19 protein-coding genes and 1 pseudogene are annotated in these 20,436 nt (G+C 39.9%); 4 read left to right on the top strand and 16 right to left on the bottom strand.

The genetic code is table 11. The features are described from left to right. The 7 genes and pseudogenes from BHV73_RS07070 to BHV73_RS07040 form a co-directional block, all read right to left on the bottom strand. Window positions 1-1,901 (bottom strand): annotated as a pseudogene (locus tag BHV73_RS07070) (hypothetical protein); the annotation flags it as partial. Window positions 1,902-1,903: 2 nt separating this feature from the next. After that, window positions 1,904-2,197: a hypothetical protein gene (locus BHV73_RS07065; RefSeq protein WP_286737468.1), complete on the bottom strand. Its 294-nt coding sequence runs from the start codon at window positions 2,195-2,197 to the stop codon at window positions 1,904-1,906. An 11-nt stretch (window positions 2,198-2,208) separates the two neighbouring features. Then, the gene (locus BHV73_RS07060; RefSeq protein WP_286737467.1) at window positions 2,209-4,533 is read right to left on the bottom strand and encodes a hypothetical protein; all 2,325 of its coding nucleotides are present in this window, start codon (window positions 4,531-4,533) and stop codon (window positions 2,209-2,211) included. Next, window positions 4,530-5,414, bottom strand: a complete 885-nt coding sequence (locus BHV73_RS07055) for a hypothetical protein (RefSeq protein WP_286737466.1) — start codon at window positions 5,412-5,414, stop codon at window positions 4,530-4,532. Before BHV73_RS07055 ends, BHV73_RS07060 begins: the two co-directional genes overlap by 4 nt. Window positions 5,415-5,511: 97 nt before the next feature. Next, entirely contained in the window at window positions 5,512-7,461 is a 1,950-nt protein-coding gene (locus BHV73_RS07050) for a hypothetical protein (protein WP_286737463.1), read from the bottom strand. A gap of 23 nt (window positions 7,462-7,484) precedes the next feature. After that, window positions 7,485-8,063 (bottom strand): hypothetical protein, encoded by a 579-nt coding sequence (locus BHV73_RS07045; protein WP_148359744.1) that lies wholly within the window; start codon window positions 8,061-8,063, stop codon window positions 7,485-7,487. A 3-nt stretch (window positions 8,064-8,066) separates the two neighbouring features. Then, window positions 8,067-11,591 (bottom strand): hypothetical protein, encoded by a 3,525-nt coding sequence (locus BHV73_RS07040; RefSeq protein WP_286737462.1) that lies wholly within the window; start codon window positions 11,589-11,591, stop codon window positions 8,067-8,069. A gap of 155 nt (window positions 11,592-11,746) precedes the next feature. On the opposite strand from BHV73_RS07040, the gene BHV73_RS07035 reads away from it, so the two are divergent. The 4 genes from BHV73_RS07035 to BHV73_RS07020 all read left to right on the top strand — a co-directional run bounded on the left by BHV73_RS07035 (window position 11,747) and on the right by BHV73_RS07020 (window position 13,684). Beyond that, on the top strand, window positions 11,747-12,037 hold the full coding sequence (locus tag BHV73_RS07035) for a type II toxin-antitoxin system Phd/YefM family antitoxin (RefSeq protein WP_286737459.1): 291 nt from the start codon (window positions 11,747-11,749) through the stop codon (window positions 12,035-12,037). Continuing rightward, window positions 12,025-12,300, top strand: coding sequence for a Txe/YoeB family addiction module toxin (locus BHV73_RS07030; protein WP_286737457.1), 276 nt, complete (start codon window positions 12,025-12,027; stop codon window positions 12,298-12,300). Before BHV73_RS07035 ends, BHV73_RS07030 begins: the two co-directional genes overlap by 13 nt. Window positions 12,301-12,645: 345 nt before the next feature. After that, window positions 12,646-13,308 (top strand): phage antirepressor KilAC domain-containing protein, encoded by a 663-nt coding sequence (locus BHV73_RS07025; RefSeq protein WP_286737455.1) that lies wholly within the window; start codon window positions 12,646-12,648, stop codon window positions 13,306-13,308. Window positions 13,309-13,459: 151 nt separating this feature from the next. After that, window positions 13,460-13,684: a hypothetical protein gene (locus tag BHV73_RS07020; RefSeq protein WP_286737454.1), complete on the top strand. Its 225-nt coding sequence runs from the start codon at window positions 13,460-13,462 to the stop codon at window positions 13,682-13,684. 391 nt (window positions 13,685-14,075) lie between these two features. Here BHV73_RS07020 and BHV73_RS07015 read toward each other — a convergent pair whose 3' ends face one another. From BHV73_RS07015 to BHV73_RS06975, 9 genes are read right to left on the bottom strand one after another with little or no spacing between them, the layout of a single operon-like run. Next, window positions 14,076-14,600 (bottom strand): ABC transporter, encoded by a 525-nt coding sequence (locus BHV73_RS07015; protein ID WP_286737453.1) that lies wholly within the window; start codon window positions 14,598-14,600, stop codon window positions 14,076-14,078. A 53-nt stretch (window positions 14,601-14,653) separates the two neighbouring features. Beyond that, window positions 14,654-14,848 (bottom strand): hypothetical protein, encoded by a 195-nt coding sequence (locus BHV73_RS07010; RefSeq protein WP_148359739.1) that lies wholly within the window; start codon window positions 14,846-14,848, stop codon window positions 14,654-14,656. Next, complete coding sequence (locus BHV73_RS07005; RefSeq protein WP_148359738.1) at window positions 14,845-15,681, bottom strand: hypothetical protein; 837 nt, start codon at window positions 15,679-15,681, stop codon at window positions 14,845-14,847. Before BHV73_RS07005 ends, BHV73_RS07010 begins: the two co-directional genes overlap by 4 nt. Continuing rightward, window positions 15,665-16,186 carry a hypothetical protein gene (locus BHV73_RS07000; protein WP_087426463.1) on the bottom strand — a complete coding sequence of 174 codons (522 nt, stop codon included), beginning with the start codon at window positions 16,184-16,186 and terminating at the stop codon, window positions 15,665-15,667. The genes BHV73_RS07005 and BHV73_RS07000 overlap by 17 nt, the downstream gene beginning before the upstream one ends. After that, on the bottom strand, window positions 16,183-16,677 hold the full coding sequence (locus tag BHV73_RS06995) for a hypothetical protein (RefSeq protein WP_087426464.1): 495 nt from the start codon (window positions 16,675-16,677) through the stop codon (window positions 16,183-16,185). Before BHV73_RS06995 ends, BHV73_RS07000 begins: the two co-directional genes overlap by 4 nt. Next, complete coding sequence (locus tag BHV73_RS06990; RefSeq protein ID WP_148359737.1) at window positions 16,674-16,904, bottom strand: hypothetical protein; 231 nt, start codon at window positions 16,902-16,904, stop codon at window positions 16,674-16,676. Before BHV73_RS06990 ends, BHV73_RS06995 begins: the two co-directional genes overlap by 4 nt. A gap of 3 nt (window positions 16,905-16,907) precedes the next feature. Next, window positions 16,908-18,251, bottom strand: coding sequence for a phage major capsid protein (locus BHV73_RS06985; RefSeq protein WP_286737451.1), 1,344 nt, complete (start codon window positions 18,249-18,251; stop codon window positions 16,908-16,910). After that, window positions 18,248-19,006: an HK97 family phage prohead protease gene (locus tag BHV73_RS06980; RefSeq protein WP_286737449.1), complete on the bottom strand. Its 759-nt coding sequence runs from the start codon at window positions 19,004-19,006 to the stop codon at window positions 18,248-18,250. Before BHV73_RS06980 ends, BHV73_RS06985 begins: the two co-directional genes overlap by 4 nt. After that, complete coding sequence (locus BHV73_RS06975; protein WP_148359734.1) at window positions 18,987-20,351, bottom strand: phage portal protein; 1,365 nt, start codon at window positions 20,349-20,351, stop codon at window positions 18,987-18,989. The genes BHV73_RS06980 and BHV73_RS06975 overlap by 20 nt, the downstream gene beginning before the upstream one ends. Between the last annotated feature and the right edge of the window lie 85 nt (window positions 20,352-20,436).

Below are 20,436 nucleotides of genomic sequence, written 5' to 3'. Positions count from 1 at the left end.
CGATATGCAGGTGTTATGAAATAGCTAAGGAATTTGTCATTATTTACATAGTAAAGGCTTTCTTTTATACTATCATCCACATACTTCTTCGTCGCCGGATGATAAGGCTGCGTAGGGGTGAATGATGAAGTGTTGGTCTTGGTGAGGACGTCGGTGTCCCTGACGAGCTGGAAAGTGCTTGCCTCGCCACAACGGGCTGTAGTGCCGTTGTTCTCCAAATAGAAATGAAGTCTTCTTAACTGCTGCTCTTCGTTGTAGATATTTAAAGATAACGTTCCCGATTGTTTGTTTGAAGCGAAATTGACAGCATATTCTACAAGAGTATAGATATGTCTTAATGAGCCTAATGACGGTTCTCCAATCTGTACCAAGCAATTATTTGTGCTCAATTTTTCAAGCAAATCCTTGTATTTATCTATACCGCCAAATGCAGCTAATATCTCCTCTGAGGAGGAACTACCTGTCAAGTCAAGTATTTCTTTCGGCAGGATAATGACATTTGAGTTTTCGGGAACTTTCACCCAATCTTTATTTTTACGACCGTAGACGTTACCGTCAGAGGGGGCTTCGTAAATATGATTTAAAACCTGAGACGATTGGGTAGCAATTCCATCCGTGACTGTTACAATTAATTGGAAAGTCGTTTCTGTAATAATTGCCATCATAAAATTAGCATTATTAGCATCCGTATAGGTAGCCACCGCCATTACTGGAATATATACAAGTTTCATCCCTGATTCTTCGGGGATGTCTGCTACAACACATACAGTATCTTTATTGACGATGCTCTGACATATATCCATGAAAGCGTCTTTCCCACCAAAAGCATTAAATATCTCATCGGATGTTGCTTGGTCGCTTAGGCTCATCGCAGCAGCAGGAATAACTACCACGTTCCCCGAACCGCCGCCCGCTATCTTCCCTTGATTAGCCCAGTCACCGTTCACCCATGCGTAGTAATCGTAAGGAGCTTCAGTACCTACAGCCATGAACCCGTCAACTGCCGAACCATCGGGAACAGCGGATTTCAAGGCTTCCAAGGTAGTGTATTCACCGGCTACACGGAAAGGAGCACCGGGATTACCGCGCGGAATGGCGAAATTCAGCTTGTATTTCGGGTTTCCGCCTTCATCCGTTCCGTCACTTGACACCGTGGCTGTAGCGGATGCCCCTGCTTCAAGCGTAGTAACCGTCCCCATTGAGAATTGAGGTGTCTTACCCGTGAAGCCGATAGCGCCGGACATATCGACAAGGAACTCAAAGTCACCATCAGCCTTGACATACAATTTTGCATTGTCGGGGTCTTCAACATCACCCGTATTCACCAATACAAAATCACCTTCTGTAATATCCGGATTGTTCTTATCAGCTTCCATGTTAGCAACTGAAGCATATACCTTCTTGATAGAGAAAGCATCGCCTTTGGTGTAGATGTCTGTCTTGTCGTATGCTTGGGCGGTCTTGTTCCATTTGTAGACATAGTGGTCTTGTCCGATATAGGTAGGATGTTCCGCGGTGTCGTTGGCATTAGATGCAGCGGTATTTGCGGATTGAGCAGCCGTTTCTGCTCCTTCTTTAGCTGCGTTGACATCGGACGCAGCTTGTGCCGCCAGTTCTGCTTTCTCATTAGCGGTATTTGCGGCTGTCTGTGCTGCGGTGGCATTACTTTCTGCTTTATCGGCGGCTTCGTTTGCCTTATCGGCAGCATCCAAAGCAGGAGCAACCAACAATTCAAGAGATGCTTTTACTACGGTAGGCACTTCTGTTCCGTTTGCCGGTTGATAGGCCGGAAGAGATGATATGTCATCCGTGCTTCCCGCATCCGGCACTTCATTAACCCCTATGGATTCAGCCATAAGACGGGCAACTATTTCTTGATAATCCTGTTCTGTCCAAGCCATAATTATTCCTGTTTATCGGTTACTTCTTCCGGTTGATTGTTGATAGCACGATTGAGCGCGTCAATGAAGAAAGGCGGGAGTCGGTTAGCTACCTGCTGTATAATCTTCACCTCTTTCTCGTCATATTCCGTTTCTCCCTCTGACTTGTATATTTTCTCTGCAAGCACAAAGGCGGCGATACCGAAGTTGCTCTGCCATATTGCGTTCGCAAAATCTTCTCTATAATCTCTGTTTATGCAATGCTTACGCGCTACGTCCATTGCTACAAGCATCTTTTCAAAGTTTATCTTTTTCATAACGATTTAATTTAAATTTTAAATTCTTTCATTAGAACTCCACTTCTGTACAATCTTATTCCTTTCCCAGTTACTTCCGTTTCATATGAGTAGCCATCGGATTGGGTCGGACTACCTACATATATGCTTCCGGGCTGGATAAACACATTTTTAAAAGAGTCGTCTCCAAACATAGAAATCATGGCATGGTTACTTGTAGATGAGCTGAGGGTGAATACAGTCTCGCTTCTGTCATTATACATTTTTATTACCCCCTCATTACTACCAATACTTTCATTGTAATCGTCCCCTATAAATATGCGCCTATTCCCACCGGAATTATTAGTACTAAAAGAGCCTGATATATTTAAATTTCCATCTTTATTCCAATTAATATTCCCATTAGCAAGATGTCCGCTTCCATCGCTGTCTAATAAAATTTTATTATTTGCAATAGACACTTTTCCGTTAAATTCTCCGGTAGCCCCTTTCAACTCCCCGCTAAACTCTCCACCAATAGCTTTTATTGTCCCGTCTGCCTGAATAGACACATTCCCGTTGGCGGATATATCTCCGGTAAAGTATATGTTTTTGGAAACCACGGAAATATTATCAAGTGCCACATTGATTTCTGAACCTAATCCGTCTTTTTTGACATATAATTTAAGTTCATCGGTAACCCCATTGATGTCCAGCCCCAACTGCGTTACATCTTCCTCTATTTTTGTAACAGACAATTCAATGCTATCAGCCCGCTGCTCAATCTGTGAGAACCTTTGATTGTTGCTTTCCGAGAGTTCTTTTACTTCCAACCTGATACTTTCCGCTGTCTGCTTTATTTCGGAACTCAATTTTGTATATAAATCCTCGAATGCGTTTTCGGCAAGAGCCAACGAGTGTATGTATATATCCCCCGTAAACTTCAACTCAAAATCGCCCGTTCCGTCCCATGTGCCGGAATACTCCTTTATTGTATATTCTTCACCCGGTTCGAGCTGTTCGGTGAAATGCAGGCTCTGACCGGGAAAGCCTATCGTAAGAGTTCCTGCTGTAATCACCTTGTATTTAAAGGAGATAAAGAACTTTCTCGGTTCTTCTCCTTCCTCATAAGTCGGCTTATTGGCTAAATCAGCATTGGATTGTTTTATGCCGGAAGAAAGTATGCGAAGCACGTTTCTATCTTCGTCCCTGATAATGGCAACCATAGCATCCTTACGGGAGTAGAACTTTCCATTCACCAATAAGAATTTTCCGTTTACAGTGAAAAAGTGAATGTCGTTCTTCGCTTCCCAACCGTTCGTATTGGATGCGAATGCCGAGTTGTACAGGTAGTTATCCTCTGCCTGTATTTCGTCAAGCACTTTGGAGATTTCCGAATAAATAAGGTCTTCCAATATCTTGAACTGGGTCATAATATTTATGCCGGTCTTCAAAATAAAGTCACCCATGAACTTGTTACCTTGCGGACTGATAACCGTCACTTCCTTGCCCGCCATTGAATAGGAATCTATTCCGGCGTATTGATGAATACTTGGCGCATCATCGCCATACACAGACAAGGTGATTGCGTTCTGACGCTTCTTGTCTGTGCGGTTACCGAGCTGTACAAGACTGTCGCCTTCTTGCGGTGTGTCACTGTTGGCGTCACAGTCCGTTTTGCTAAGGTCTATATAATCCTCGCCGACACCTACGCATAGGCGCCAATAGTAACGGTTGGATACATTCTCGTAGACACCCGGCTTGATATTGAAGTCTTGAAACCGTACCTGGTCGCCTTCATTGAACGGGTTTTCAATAGCCGTTTCACCATCGTCAACCAACAAATAGCAACGCCAAAAATCCTCGTGTTCCTCAACTTTGCCGCATTTCATTCCGGCAGCGGTGAACATGTAGTTTCCGCCTGCATAGGAAAGCTTCTTTATCTCCAACTCGGAGAACATCGCTTTGATACGCACAAAGAGTTCGTCCACCTCGATATAGGATTTGCCCGTCTTGCTGTCTACTTTGATAACAAAGCCTTCGCCGAGTGCACCGGAAGAAAAGTTCATGGACTGGATGTAGTCTGAGAACAATCCACCTAAGAACTTTATTAAAAATCCTGCTTCGTCTGGCCTGTCCTTTCTTATAAAGAACTTTGATAGAGCCTCTATATCAAGAGCCTTAAAGTAGACAATCCGGTCGGCAGAAGTTCTGATAAACAATGCAGGGTCGGCATCTGCAACACAGATATATATTTCCCCAAGATTTAACCCTTGCAGATGCTCTTCGTCACTCGGAGATAAAGCAGGGGGTATCGCCTGATGGTTTTCATCAAGTGCGTCACCAAACCACAATATTTTACTAACCCGCTTTTTCATACTTCAACTTTATCAACATTAGTAAATGCGGCTTTCTCCGCACTGAATTGTAACATTTCCCCATCTTTGGCATGGTCTATCAGAAATGCAGGGAAAGAGGCGGAAGAGCCAGCTTCAGGAGAGCCGCCGATACCCGCTATATCGTTGTTTTTCGGCTCAATAGATACTTTGTATATGAATAGCTGACTGTCTACATTTACTGTTTCTTTTTCATCGTCGGGAGTTGAGTTACCCGAACGAACGTACTTTGTGCCATTAATTTCCACCATTGAAAGACATAGAATACGGTTGATATGTCTTGAAAACCAATAAGGTACGCCTTTTGAATCTCCTATTGTAAGTTTATACACATCATAGGGTATTGCGTATAATTCTTCTATCTCTTGTTTTTGATTACGGTATTGCTCATTATCCACTTGTGCAGAATAATCAGATGGCTTAATTCCCGCTTCCAAACGAAAATTGAATATTTGTTGAATATCGTTTATCCAAAATATATTATCAAGACCAGAATTATTATTCTTGTGAGAATAACGAATAAGAGTTGTTTCCCTTAATAGAATGTCAGAAGATTCTACCATAAAAGGTTCCGATGTATCCTCATTAATTGTAACTGTATATTCACCATCTTCCAAATTTTGGAGAATGGCATAATGCACTACATTATTATCATTATGATTGTATATTAAAAGGGGTATAGGTGTGGATTTTTTAGTTATGTTATTATTTAGAATTACAGACACTTCCTCTGAAGCATTAGTAAACACTTGTATATGGATTTTGTCAGAAGAATGAAACTTCTGAATATAGTCCATATCAAGCCCAAACTCATATTTTATAGGTGAGAAAAAAAGAGGGCAAACATCACCAACTTTTACCATGTCTTTTCGTCCTTTTTACAGTGACGTGTAACTTCACACATCTTGCGCAAATATACACACTATTTAGACTAATTCCAAATAATTATTTTAAAAATAATCAATTCACATCCTTTACTATCAAAATATATTTTACCGCTTCCGGTCTGCCGTAGTTATAGCTTGCACTTTTTACATAACCTTTATAAATATGCCCGTTCTTCTCTACCCGAATATAGCCGGATAAGTCGGAAGGAGTTTCCAAATCGCCAGTTTCAACGGACAATTCACCCACCGAGAATAATCTGCTGCCTAATACAAAATCGTCTTTCACGCTCTCCCCATTGAACGAGACATCGCTATTCCCGTCAGATGAAGCGAAATTGAGTGTCTGGGCAAATGCAGCTAAAAAACCTTTATTGGCATCAATCATATAGAAAGGCGCATACATAACGTTAAACATAGTGGAAGGCGATATAACCCCTGAAACGTTCCACCGAATAAGCTTGTACTTTGAATCGCTAAGTAAAGCTCCTACAAAGAACACGTCGTTATCACTGTCGCTATCGGTAGTCTTTTCTCCCTGTTTTGCAGCAAGGAACTCAAATCCGTATGCATCTGCACGGTAAGGGCTTATCATCTCAAAAACATTATCAGTCAGTGTAACTCCCGTAGTGTATTCATTTGTAAAATGAAACTCATCACGCCCATTTACGCTATCATAATCCTGCTTGTCATATCCGACTTTTACCCTTGAATAAACCATTGATGAATCTACATTATATGAAAAGTCTGTAACAGCATCCCCTAAATCTTTAACTTCCCTGTCTTGAAATAGGGTATCACGAGGCACAAATGTAACCTTGTTCTCACCGATTACAGGCACAAACCCGAAAACGGCACTCATCCAATTTGCAAATTTCGTGTATGAGGTATATACCTTTGCTTTTTCCAACCCTCTTATACTTTCTGCCGGAACAATCAATGCGTTGTTTATACCGATATATAAATTGGGATTATCGGGCACAGCTATTTCTCCTATGACACCCTCCTTATCGTTGTTTATAGACCGAAGCAATCTGTTTAATAAAGTAACAGGCTTAATTACATCCACATCTATCGGCTTATCCCTTGCAATAAATTCTATCGTCATTGGAATAGTCATGTTGGATAAGGTCACGGTTACATTCCCGCCGGTAGTCGTTTTTACCGCATGGAAAAATAAGGATAATTTTTCTCCCGGTTCCAATGTAACCGTCTTGTCTATATCAACAGTATGTACAGTCGGGTTTCTATCAGGAAGAGAGAGATTGTATACATTTGTGTGATTTCCGCTTTTATCTATTTTATGTAATACCAATTCTGATACGAACAATCGATGCGCTATATCAAATTTACACTTAACGGAAACAGTCAGCGGCCTTGCGGATATATTATCAAAGAAATAAGGAAATTTATTTTTTACACTGAGTTCATTCTCTTTTTCTGTTATCTTCTCATATTCCACATCATCAACTTCTATTATGTTTTTAACGGCAATTTCCGGATTTCCTTTTATATAAAGCGGAACCATATAAAAATCTTTCCCGTTACTTGCCGTAAAATCATAGACAATATCACTACTGTCGCTTTGGCTGGGTATAAGCCATTCTATATGGCTTGTCATTTCCAACCTATCATAGTAAAGAGGGGTACTATCTTTCAATTCACTAACCGGATATTCATACTGCGTACCTTTCTTGGACTTAATCAAGCTTGCGAGGCTGTTATCAACGGCATTTATTTCGCACGTTGTATTGCTATATGTGAATGTAGAGAAGTCAAGCGCACATCTGAACTTTTCGTTGAGAAGCCATGAGTTATTACGTATATAGAACACTATTGTGGCGGAAGAATTTAAATACTGCTCCAGATATTCTTTCAGCAACAATGAAAAAGCCCCGTTAGCAAACTCAAATTTTGTGGAAAAACTGCGGACTACCCCGTCATAGTCTCCTCTTTTGAACGACATTTCCACATCAGCCCAATTTACAAGTTCATTCGTAGCATCATACGCCATTCCGTTTACCAATAACTCACATCTGTAATACATACTTATTTCTTTTTTGAAGTTGAACGTATCATAGCATCTATATCATCACACATACGCCTAACCATATAGGCATATTCTTTAGCAGAAAACGTACTCTCGTCAATGTGCATTTTTACATAAGACATCAACGAAACACGTTCTTTGGTAAAGTATTCCCTATCCATTTTTGTTTTCCCCATATCGGAAGATGTTTCAGCTAATTTTACAAGGCGATATTTATCAGAGGCGGAAACGCTGCTTATCCGGTTTCTTATCTTGTCGTGTTCGTCCTCTTTGAACTTATAGCCTAAAGTAGACATAACATCTACAACATCACTCCAATCACCTGATAAAATCAGCCCTTCGCATACAGCAAGGCAGTTTAATCGAATTTGAATTTTAAGAATTTCGTTTCTCCGGCTTATCAAGAAAATTGTAGATTTTCCGCCGACTATTGACAGATATTCGTTACACAGTTTCTCGGCGGCTAAAATCTTCTCTTTAGTACTATATTTACCACCTTGCACCACTTTATCAATGTCTCCCAAGAATATGTCTATAAAACGGGAAAGGCATATTTTATCCAAATCATTATATATCATATCTTATACTCTATTTGAAATCCAATTATAATCCGCACGTTGATTGGCTTTTTTCATCATTCTTCCGATGCTTTGCAATTGTTTGGTATTGCTTTCCATCTTCTTTTCAAGTCGGCTGTAATCATTGCTTACATTGACTACAATTCCTTCTTCTCTCATATTTTTTAGTCGTTGCTCCAATAATCCGTAATCAGATGTAAGCCCTCTGCGGTCATAGATATATGACAAATCAGGGATTACCTGTGCATGCGCCGGAAGGTCTACCAAAGTCGGCTTATCAGGAGTGATAAAAAGCCCGTTATCAGTAACAATCCCCTCTTTCTTGCCACCGTCACCGACAATAGCCAAGCCGCCGGGGTGGTCTTTTGTTCCTTTGGCGTATTTGGGGATAGGCTGGGCGGCTATAATGGCAACTTGTGCGGCTCCCATAGCACCAACTAAAGCAGCAAGGACTAAATTAGGCAAAGCCTTTGTTATAGCTAAGGCTGTAGCTATTCCCGCCTGAACAATAGAATTGGCTTTATCCCATCTTGCTTGTTTTTCTTGTAATGCGGCCTTTTTCTTTTCAAGTTCCTCATTTTTAGCAGCTGTCTTATCCTCGGCTGCACGCTTGCGAAGCTCTGCTTCTTCCTTGGAGATAGCCCCGTTCTCTTCAAGAGCTTCTATGCGCTCTATCTCTTTATCGTATGCTTCATCATTGGCGTCCTGTTCTTTTTCAATATTTTCAATTCTCGCATCGTATATATCTGTCATTAACGAAGTTATTCCGTCAACAATTTTCCCTACACTTTTTAAAAGAGCTTCAAAACTTAATTTCCCGTTTTCTGCAACATCCGCAATTATATCGGAAAGCCCTTCAAAAATCCCAGCTGTTTCACCAAGAGAATCTCTTGCGGCGCTATTCATTTCTGATAAACCTTCCTTGAATTTATCAGCCCACTCCTCTCGCTTCTTATTTGCATCATCGTAGCTTATTCCGTCTATTTGCGCTTGCAGATTGGCTAACCTATCTTCTAAATCCTGATATTTTTCATCAGCAGGGTCAAGTAATGACATCTCTGATTCAACTTCTTTTATAAGAGCCTGCAAACGTGCCTTAGAATACTTAACTCCAATATCATATAATTTCTTTTCGTAATCCTCTTTACTTATTTCGCCTTCCGCATACTGCTTCTTTACAATATTAGCTTCTTCTAATGAAGACGTCTCTTGCCTGTCTACAATCCTATCTGTACTTGCCTCAATCAACCCAATCCTTTCTTGAAGATTTCTCATTATGAGAGAATTTTCCCGTTGCATGTACTTCATGCGTATCGCCACAACATCCTCTCCATTCTTTTCAGCATCCTTTATTTCCGCATCACGCATCATATTATTGAGTTGTATTTGGAGATTAAGCCTTTTGTCTAATTCTTCATTCGAGTTTTCCCCAATGGAAGCTAATCGATTTTCAAGATTTGTCTTTTCTATTTCAAGGAGTTCCTTATCGTACTTGTTGTTTACTTCCGCAATAGCCTTGTTTTTAAGTATTTCAAGGTTTTTCCGAAGTTCTGTCTCTTTTTCGGAATTGCCTTTTATCTCTTTTATTTTGCCTTCATACTCCTTGTTGATTTCAGCTATCTCCCTTTCTCTACCGTCAGCAATCAATTCTATCCGGGATTTGGATAAGTCCTCTGTTATCCTCTTGATGTATTCAGCGTATTCTTCCGCTTTTCTTTTTTGCTCTTCATAAGCTTTATCATCCCCCCCTGTATAATCTGTAATTTTTATACTTCTTGATATAGCTATTTGGGCAGAATATACATCACGCAACTCTTTAGTTAATCCTTCATATTCCTTTCTTAAATGGGACACTCTATCAGCAGATTTTATAATTTCCCCTGAAAAAGGGTCTACATAGTCTGTTTCGGCTTCTGCATTTTGTATTTCCATTAGTTTACCCGCTGCTTTCATTGATAAATCCAATGCTTTTGTAGAAAGATTTTCCATTTCTGTCATCTTGGCTTTTGCGGTTGCTGTTGCTATTATAGATTTAGAAAGTTTTATATACTCATCATTTGCTTTTCCCAACAAAATATACTCCTTTGACATATTCTCAAAATAAGAAGGGTATTTTTTTTGCAATTCGGATACCGCTTCATTTCTTTCTTCCATAGACCGAGATGTGTCTTGCGCTGCTTTGTATAACAAATCCAGCTCTGTTCTTTCCTTAACGCTATCAGAAATTCCCTTTCTCCGAGCATCTTCCAATTGTTTATAGGCGCTTGTTGTTTCTTCAAGCGCCTTTTTGCCCTTGAACAAACTTGCGACCCAGCCAATAACCTCATTCCCGTATGCAGACAGAAGTGTGATGCCTATTACCAACGCAGACTGCCAAGAAAACAAGCTCCCCAATAGCTGTTTCCAAACTGGAACAGCTTCTTTACCCTGCGCTTTCAAGGACTTAAACTCTTCACTTGCTCTTTTAAGCTCATCCGCAAACATGGGTAAGTTATTGGAAATAGCAAGGAAAAACTGATTGAAACTCATTGTTAAAGATGGTAGCTCTCGTAATAATTGATGTGTCTGTACGTTCAATCCGTTCCACAAAGATGCATAATTCCCCACGTTCCTCTGATAATTGCCAAATTTGGCGTCAATTTCCTTTAACTTATCGTTTAAAGCGTTGGCCTGAGTTATTAAATTCTTTCCGATATTACTTTCCCGGTCAGCTTCACTTAAGGCCTTATATCGCTTCTGCAATTCGAGCATGGCGGCATTCATTTCATAATAGCTGCCGGAAGCTGAAATAATTGCCGTGGAATGATTTTTTATCAAAGCTGAATATTGTTGATTTTGCGCCATCAGTTCCGTGTGCCTCTGTTTTAATAGCGAAGACTGCCTTATATATTCAGACAAAGTAATTTCCCCGTCTTTATAAGATTTTCCAAGAGCTTTAATATCTGCATCAATCTTTTTCATAGCCTCTTTATTGGCTATGGTATCAGCCGTTAACTTAGTAACTTCGCCATCATACGCTTGTACCGTATCAATAATAGCGGTATAGCTCATATTTGCCGCCTGCAATTGAGTGGATGCCTGGCTCATTATATTACTTGCTGTTTGGGTGCTTTTAGCCGCATTATCCTGCGCCGAAGACACCTGGTTGGATGCGGAAGATAATCCGGCAAGCATATCACTTGCATTCTTGATATTTTTGGCGAACTGTTCGAACAAAAGATTTAACTTTTGCAAAGATGACATTGAATTTAGTTGCTGGGATACTTGACGTAGCACGGTAAGTTGTTTCGCCTGAATAGATGCCATATTTTCCTGCGTCTTATTCAATTTCTCCAACAGCGAGGTATAATTACGTGCTTTTTGGGAAAGCTCATCAAATGTTTTGGGATTAGTTTTTACTCCTTGCGCCAACTCCTTAGCAAGCTCCACATAAGACCCTTTTGTACTATCAAATTCAAGACGGAGTTCCTTTAATTGTTGTACGGCTTTTTTGTCGACTACATCGGTAATTACATATTCGTTTGCCATAAGTCCTAATATTGGGTGTCATGCAACATCACATGATAACGCAAAGATATAAAATTATTTAGAATTAGTCTAAATTAAATTCATATATTCACCATTTCTTGTAAGTACAAAAATAAGTACCTATTTTTGTGCAAAACAATAAAAACAAGTAAATTATGAGAACAGCCAACTATTCAGAACTAAGAAACAACCTTAAACACTATCTCGATGGTGTGATAAATGACAGTGAGCCATTGCTGGTGCACCGTGCCGGCAATGAAAGCGTTGTTGTCATATCTTTAGATGAATATAACTCTATTAAAGAAACTGAATATATAATGAAATCTCCGGCAACGATGGAAGCTATCAGAAAAGGGGAAGAAGATATTAAGAATGGAAATTGCGTTTCTCAACACGAGGGAGAAAGCATGTCGGACTTTTTAAACCGGATTGCATGTATAAAATAACACTTTCCGCACAAGCAAAAGAAGAATACCAATATTTTGTACGAAGCGGTAATAGGGCTATAATAAATAAAATATTGTCACTGCTTGAAGATATAGCCAAACACCCTTATACCGGAATAGGCAAACCGGAATCTCTGAAATATGATTTGTCCGGCAAATGGTCTCGGCGTATAAATTCGGAACATCGCATTATCTATTCAGTTAATGATGAAATAATCACGGTTTATGTGCTCTCTATGAGGTATCACTATGGTAAAAAATAAAGTATCAAAAAGTAGCCATTGGTAGCCAGTTACCTTTGGCTACTTTCTTTTTTATGCAAGTTCTTTTATACTTTACTAACTTTTCCATCTTTTTTCTTTGCCATATCGAAATAAATGCTTTCCTTTGCAGTGCTTGATACAACATAATAACTCTTGGGCAAAATAAAGCGAATAAATTTTGTACAAGATATTGGGAAACCCTCTAAGGTGGCAGAAAGGAAACAATCTGCGACTTCTATGCCCTGCGTATGTTGTGTCAAGCACACCTACGGAGGGTTTCTTTTTATCATAATTCGTTATAATATGCTTGACACAACGAATGAACTAATTCCAAATTTAAAAGGAATGACCTCTCTTGAAATTGCAGAGGTTACGGGCAAAAGGCATGATGCTATCTTACGAGACATCAGGAACTTGCTTAAACAAGGAGTGAACGTCCACAATTTTGTGGCGGTTGAATACACCGACAAGAAAGGTGAGAAAAGACCTCTTTTTAATCTCACCCCTAAAGGCTGTCTTGTTCTCGCTTCGGGATATGATGCTGTTTTGCGTGAAAAGATTATTGATAGGCTGGAAACATTGGAATTAGGCAAGCCGAAAGTACCCCAGTCTTTCAGTGAAGCATTACAACTTGCCGCTGACCAAGCCAAGCGAATTGAGGAACAGCAGAAACAAATCGAGCAGAAAGACGCAAAAATTACCAAACTCCAGCCCAAAGCCGACTTTGCGGACTGCATCATGCAATCCGAGGACTGTATATCCATTGGCGAGATGGCAAATATATTGAAGCAAAACGGGCTATTCAAAAAGGGGCAGAACGCTTTGTATGAATGGCTCCGGTGGAGCGGGTATCTGTTGAGCAAAGGCGCACGTTACAATCTGCCGACCCAAAGGTCAATGTCTTTAGGAGTGATGAAAGTTGCAGAGAAAACCCAACCCGCAAAAGGAATGGTATTCATCAACAGAAAGGCTGTAATCACCCCTTATGGGCAAAGGTATTTCCATTAACTTGTTCAGTAAAGGGAAATCAGTAGGGCAATGCACCATAAGCTTTACTTATAAATAATTCAATAACATAATAGATTGCGGCAAGAGGTACGGAGTAATGACGTACAGCCTACATTATATACTATAATTTAAGACTAAACAAATATTCATCATGGAAAAGAAAGAATTATCAACCGAGGAAAAAGCAATGCTGTTGTACGAGGCTATGAAGCCTACTTTAGATTTTGACGGTGGTGAGGAATGGCAGAATAAAATAATAGATGCCATTCATACAATCGGGTGCATAGAGGAAGAAATAAAGCCGGACTGTATCTATTGGTTAGTGGAAATTTACAAGATGTTCGGCAGAATAAAAGAAACGAAAATAGCGATTTGATAACTGTTAGGAATAATATTGCCACATAAACAAGCATAGACGCACGTTGAGGTTTCGACCAACGTTCACGTTACGATGCCCCGCCAGCAATACGGCTGGCGGGATAAGAAAGGGACAAGTTCTATTTTTTGTTCTGTTTTTAATATTTTTCAATTTAAAGAGAGAAAAATTACGGGGGTTATACAAAAAATAATGTTCTATTTTTAATATCAGAACCAAACATATTCAATCAGTTTCCCGTTGAACATTTCGCCTCTCGGGCAAAAATTGAAAACCCCGTCTTTCTCATAAAGGATATATACTTTCCCCTCCATCTTTGCGGCTTTTCTTGCAAGAGAACGCATCTTAGCTATATCTGCCATTCTCTTTTTGTTTTCACACGCACATCCCATTATAAACCGAATTTTCTAAAATAATCCGCAATACCTTGCTTTATATGCCTTTCCATGAATGCCTTTCTCGCATAAGAACCGACCTTGTAAATTGCCTGACCGTATTTCTTTTCTATATCATTGCTAAAACTTATTCCTACACTTTCAATCCTTAATCCCTTATCTGTTGGTACAGCTGTAATAGAATTGTGAAAATCTCCTGTTATCACAAGATTTGGGGTTCCCTTAGAACTTACCGGAGCATTTATTAATGAAGAATACATAAGCGGGGCTACCCTTTGCTTGAAAGCTGCATAGCCTTTGGCATTCTTGTACCAATGTCCTGCTTCTTTGGTGTTGAAATACGGGTCATTGAGGTAAGTGGGGCGTAATGGCTTATCATTGCCATTAATACCAGACCATAATTGCTCTACGATGTATTGCGAAACTTCCTCTTTATTTTTTACCATAACATCTCGTATCATCGGCTCGAACCCTGTAACAAAACGCCTGATATTTTCTTCTGCTTCAATAATATTCGCCATAACAGATATAATTTAGGGGCGAATAAACGCCCCTAATTGAATACACAACACAGTTACAATATATAATCATCCTTCTTTTGCTTGAGTGCATTAGAGGATGTTATATCGTCATAGATGGACGAAAGGGTCTTCTCCCTTTCTTCGGGCGGGCGGTCAAGAAAAAATACGTTCTTATGGGCATCTATGAAGTCCCTCTTCTTCATTTTCTTTACCCTGTCTTCATTGAACGTTACACCTTCTACTATCATACCCAAGCCTCGATACCTGTAATTCCGGATTCTTGCAATACAGAGGGAGATGCAAGAGTAATAGAACCTTCTCCAACAGTAGTAATAACTCCGTCAGCATAAGACGCACTTGTTGCACCGTTCAATGCGGTTTCTGCATTTTTCGCCAGCAACTCACCGTAGTACTCCGTAATGTCCAGCTTCCCGAAGTGCTCAATCAATTTATACTTATTTGATTCCGTTGATACCAAATCGACATAAACCAATCCTTTCAATGCATCAACAACATCAAAATCATAGGCTCTCACATCCGCATTTTTGACATATTTCTCGTAATCCTTGAACATGGTTGCAATAGTCAGATTGGCCTCTGTACCGGAGGAATCCCAATCTTGTCCACCAGGATAAACGCCTGACAAGGGAATACCTGCCAAATCTTCGGTGCCGTCATTCACTCCGTAAACAACATTGTTTTCGTCAACAAAATAAGCATCAAATGCCACATTCTTTGCAGCCATTATATTTGCTTTCAAACTGGCATCGTAATCCTGCAAAGTCCATACATCATTTTTTGCAGAATAGCCTGTGACTTTTGTAGGGCCGTATCCTGTAGCAGAAGTTTGCGCTTCTCCACCGGAAGGAGCATATTCCACAATTGTTTTAATAGGGAATATTCTTCCGGGGCGGTCTGCATGACAAGCCTTTTCAAAAGCTTCTGCTGTTTTCTCTGTAGGTATCTTATGACCGTGAATAGTCAATATGATAGCTTTTATTTTACCGGGGTCAAGCACGCATACGGAGCTACCTGTATTAAAAGTTGCAACACCCGGACATTTTCTATAATCTGTTGCCATAACATTTTACTTCTTTAATGGTTAAATTTACATTCTTCATTTCAATAGCATCAATAAAATCGCTGAAAGGTTTGCCGTCTTCACCTATAACACCAACCCTGCCATATCGGTAATTTTCAATATAGGAGTGTGGAACCACATTATCGTAATGACAAACAATATTTATATCTTTCTTGATTTCGTCCAAGAAAAGGCGATATATAGGTCGCAAGACCTGTTCAAAGGAAGTCTTTTGCCGGTCTTCGTTTGAATATTCTTTCAAAGTGTTCACCATGATAATAAACTCCAATCCAACCTCTGTTTGGGCAGAACTTCTATCTTCCGTAAATGGAGAGTAAAGACATATTATAGGAAACTTCAATTTGCTTGTCTTAGGACTTTTGCCCCATAAAGTTAGTTGATTGCTTATGTAAGCCCAGTCTCCGAATAAAAACGACACATTGCTTCCGTATCTTTTTGATACCTTTTTTACAATGTCCGCAAATATATCATTTACTGATTTCATATCCCCATACAATTTATTTTACGCAGCATACATGGGTTGAAACATATACCGGCATATTCCTTGCCTTGTAAAAGTTGATAAACACGTTTGTTCATATTTACCATATCATTCCATGCCCTAATTTGCAAAACTTGTGGAGAAACAGTATCTCCATCAGCAGAGGTTACCGTTCCTACATTTGTAACACTGTAATTTCCGTCCGCTATATACTTGAAAAATATATAGCAAGCAATAGGGCTGTATTTTTCTGATAAAAGAGCAAACAGTCTATCCCATTTATTATCAACGCTATCGTCTTTTGAATTAAGATAATCGGTAAACGCCTTGCACATATCCTCACCAAGTATAAGAATTAGATATTCCTGTTCATATACAGAAATATATGATTCTATTTTATCCAACTCCGCATCTCTTGTTATAGAGGGAGCGCCAGTGTCAGGATTTATCCCGACACTCAGCAACCCAGTGAAAGATTTGTAGTCAATTATCATACCGTATCTTTTCTTGCAGATTTACGTTTGGTAAACAGCTCCTCGCAACCCAACATTTTGGCGTCGTTAATCAGTTCGTTTGTCGCTTCAATTTTACCTTCCGCATAAAATTTGCTTGCAAGCGCCATACCGACTGACACTTCATCACCGGACTTATATTTCACACCATCTTTGATAAATGTTACTTTATAGCGTTTCGTCAAATTAATTCTATATTCTTTTGCCATTTTTTATCCTCCTACTCCTTGAGTGATACCTTCTATTACAGTAGCAAATGTGTCCTTTACAAACGCTGTTTTATACTGCGATTTGATATAACACATTAATCTATTCTCTGCGATTACAGTAACAATATTTTTGCGGAAATCGTCATTTTCCCATCCCATAGTAATAGACAATGCCCACAAGTCGCGAATATTCAAATATGAGAAATCTCCCATGATAAAATCACCTTGTTCTATCGCCGTAGTCGTTTCGACACGTAATCCTTGAATAAGCTCATCTCCATAACGGAACGGGCGCAGATACTGCCCATTAGCATCCTTAGCTAACTGCATAGCCGCATAATCCAATGGGTTCATCAATACAAGGTTGGGACGATATGCCATTTCGCTGGTAGATACAATTTGCGAATAAGCTGCCACAAGAGCATCAAACATGTTCGGTCTTTCAATGTAGAAAGTGGAAAGAGAAAATGCCGGCATATCTGAAGCAACTCCTTTTATTTCCCCACTGGAACCATTGCCTGACAAAATACCCTGTTCTTCTTTTATACCAAGTTTGTTTATCATTTCCGTTTCAACTTCATTGACGAAACTTGGGAAGTCAGACAAGGTTTCTTCTGTAAACTTGGCGGCAATTGCAACTTTGGCGGCCGTCACCGTTTTTTCCGTCAATGTCGCATCCATAAGGGGCTTTAATCCACCCTCAGGAACCCATGCAGCATCCCCATCCTTGCTTGTGTATTCCGCATAAACCAAAGTCCGATTGTTGGTGCTCGATACATTTGCATATTTCCGAATGACAGTCTGCGCTCTCGGATTGACTGATAAATTTGGGTCAACCTCAATCCCGTAATGCGGAGCAAGAGACCCGAAAGTAATAGTCGCGGCATCTTTCTTTTCCAACACAAGATTTAATCCCAACTTATTGCCGGGAGCCGCCTGGCAAGCCGATTTCAAATCGAGGGACATAATACCTTTCTTGTCTGCGGTAATATACTCCTTGAGCTGTTCGTGTAGCTGCTCATAAACGGATTTAATCTTTACCTCTCCGTTTTTACCCACTTCAGTAGAAGCCTTTACACGTAAAATGGCATTCTCCAGTTCATTAACCTTCTCCTCAAAAGTCTTTTTGTCAATGCCGGCAAAATCCTTTTCCTTGATGTCTTTTATGGAATCAGCGGCATCCTTTATGGATTTGCGCAAATCTTCCAGTTTAACTTCATCCGAAAGATAGCCTTTCACTTGTTTTTCAAAAGCTTCTCCCATTTTTTCGTCCAAAGATTCAAAAAACTTTTTGTTTTCTTCAGACAGACCGGATGTGTCCATAAGTTCTAAAAATCCTAATTTCATACCGATTTTAGTTTTAATAAATTACATAATGATTTTTCTTCCGTTTTGCCATTACTGCCGGCTTCCTTCTCTTTGGGTGGAACTGGTATAACACTGTCCGGCCTAAAAGATGCAAGTGACATTGCTTTGGCTATAATTTTTTGCAAACGCAGTTGCTTAGACATACTCATATTTTTGCATAACGAGGAAATTTCACTGTTTAAATCCTTATAAGAATTTTCATAGTCTTCAATTGACTTCAACCCCAGATACTCGGTTTCCCCATTGCAACCTATCGACACGATGGAAACCTCATAAAGTTTCACTTCGCCAACAAGGAAGTCATCTCCGGTCTCATTGTAACCGCATTTTTCCCACACATAACTGAACCCTATCGAGAACTGGTTGAGTGTCCCGGATTCCAGCTGTTTTATGGCACGGTCTCCAAGGTCAATCTCATCTATCCGCGCCTCGAAGTAGAGACCCTTATCGTCTTCCCTCAGTTCTGTAATGGCACCGATAGGCTCGCTCATGTCATGCATCCACAACAGCAGTATCTTGTCATTCGCACCGCTCTGCGGCCCACGTTCCTGGATGCTTTTTGCAAAACAACCTTTCAGAAGGACATCGCCCGCCTTGTCCCGGTTACCGAACACCGCCGCATATCCGCTTATCGTCCGGCTTCCGGGGCTATATTGGACATCTTTTGAGTTAATGGAGAATAATTTATATTGCATCCCCATTTTATCTTTGTATTTATTCATCTTTGTTTCCATTCTCTTTGCTGTTATTGATGTTGTTCTCAGAAGATACGCTGCTTGCTGTATTGTTGTCAAAATCTCCCTTGGGATTATCCGGATCAATGTCTATATATCTTGCGATTTCTACACGGGCTTCATCATGCGTTATCAAAGACTTGTCCAATAACCTTTGCATGGCATCGGCCACTTTAACCAATGTATTCGCTTCTGCTTCTTTGTTAGTTTGAAGACATTCAACGTCTGCAAAATCAATCTTAATAAAAACACCCTCTGGGCATATAGCTTTTGAAAGACATTCTGCTATCTTTCGGCTATCTGGAATAATCACATCTTGATAAGCCTTTTTTCCAGCGCTTTCAAGATTATCATATTTGGCATCCGTGAACAGGTTGGCATTTATTCCCATTGCATTGGCAATCTTATCCGTACATCTTTTATCCTCTTCATGAAGCTTTAATTTATCGGCATCAAAATCAAGGGGAAGCCATCCTAATTTATAACGTGTCACCAAAATGGGGTATTCCTTGTTCACCAAGCCGTAATCGCGTTTAAAACTGTCTTTTATCTCCTTTTCATCTTCTGAAGAAAGAGCAACATTACCCATTTGGTCTGTGTAGTCGTTATAGAGTACGCCTTTGGGGCCGCCGTTTACAAGTAATGTATAGCTTGCCGACATGGAAGCTATCCAGTTGGATATAGGCTGAGACAAACTGTCTGAAACTGACTCGAATTTAACATCTGCACTCCTGCCGCTCTCAACAAGGATATTGCTGTCATATACTATTATGTATTCATAATCTTCCAATTCCATCCGCCGTCCGTTGCAGTCAATATATGCACTCGATACAATGTCCCTCAATTCATACTGACGAAACACTTTACCCGTTCCCTCTATATGGAATATTTCAGGGGGAACTATCCACATCGCTTTGGGAACGCTTTTTCCTGTGGCCCTCACAAGAACAATAGGACAATATCCGAAAACTTTAAGGCATATCTCAGCCTGCTTTACAAACGAAGAAAATGTTTGCAACGGATTGGGATTGTGGAGAATATTTCGTATATCAGCATAAGTTCTTTTTTCATTCCCGTCTTTATCAACAACGTAAGGAACACCACGGGACATCATGGAACCGATTTTATCAACTACAGTAAAAAAAGGAGTGCAAGAAATAAGCGCCTCAGCTTTATCTGAATTATTAGTCATGTCATAATATACTTTCCATCTGGAACGAGTACCAAATAAATCAGATAAAAACCAGTAGTTTCCTGCTGCATCCTTTTCTACCCGATTTACACTGTCATACATCGGAATAGATTTTCTATTTTTCGGCTTCCAAATTTTAGTAAATATGCCCATATACAAAGCAGGAGTGACAGCAAATGAATGCGGCCACTCCCATATATTTAGTGTTTTAGTCCATTTATACGGTTGCGTGCAACTT

The organism is Bacteroides sp. 44_46 (genome assembly GCF_001915465.1).
In the GTDB taxonomy this organism is placed as follows: domain Bacteria; phylum Bacteroidota; class Bacteroidia; order Bacteroidales; family Bacteroidaceae; genus Bacteroides; species Bacteroides clarus.
This window is presented reverse-complemented; position numbering and strand designations above follow the sequence as displayed.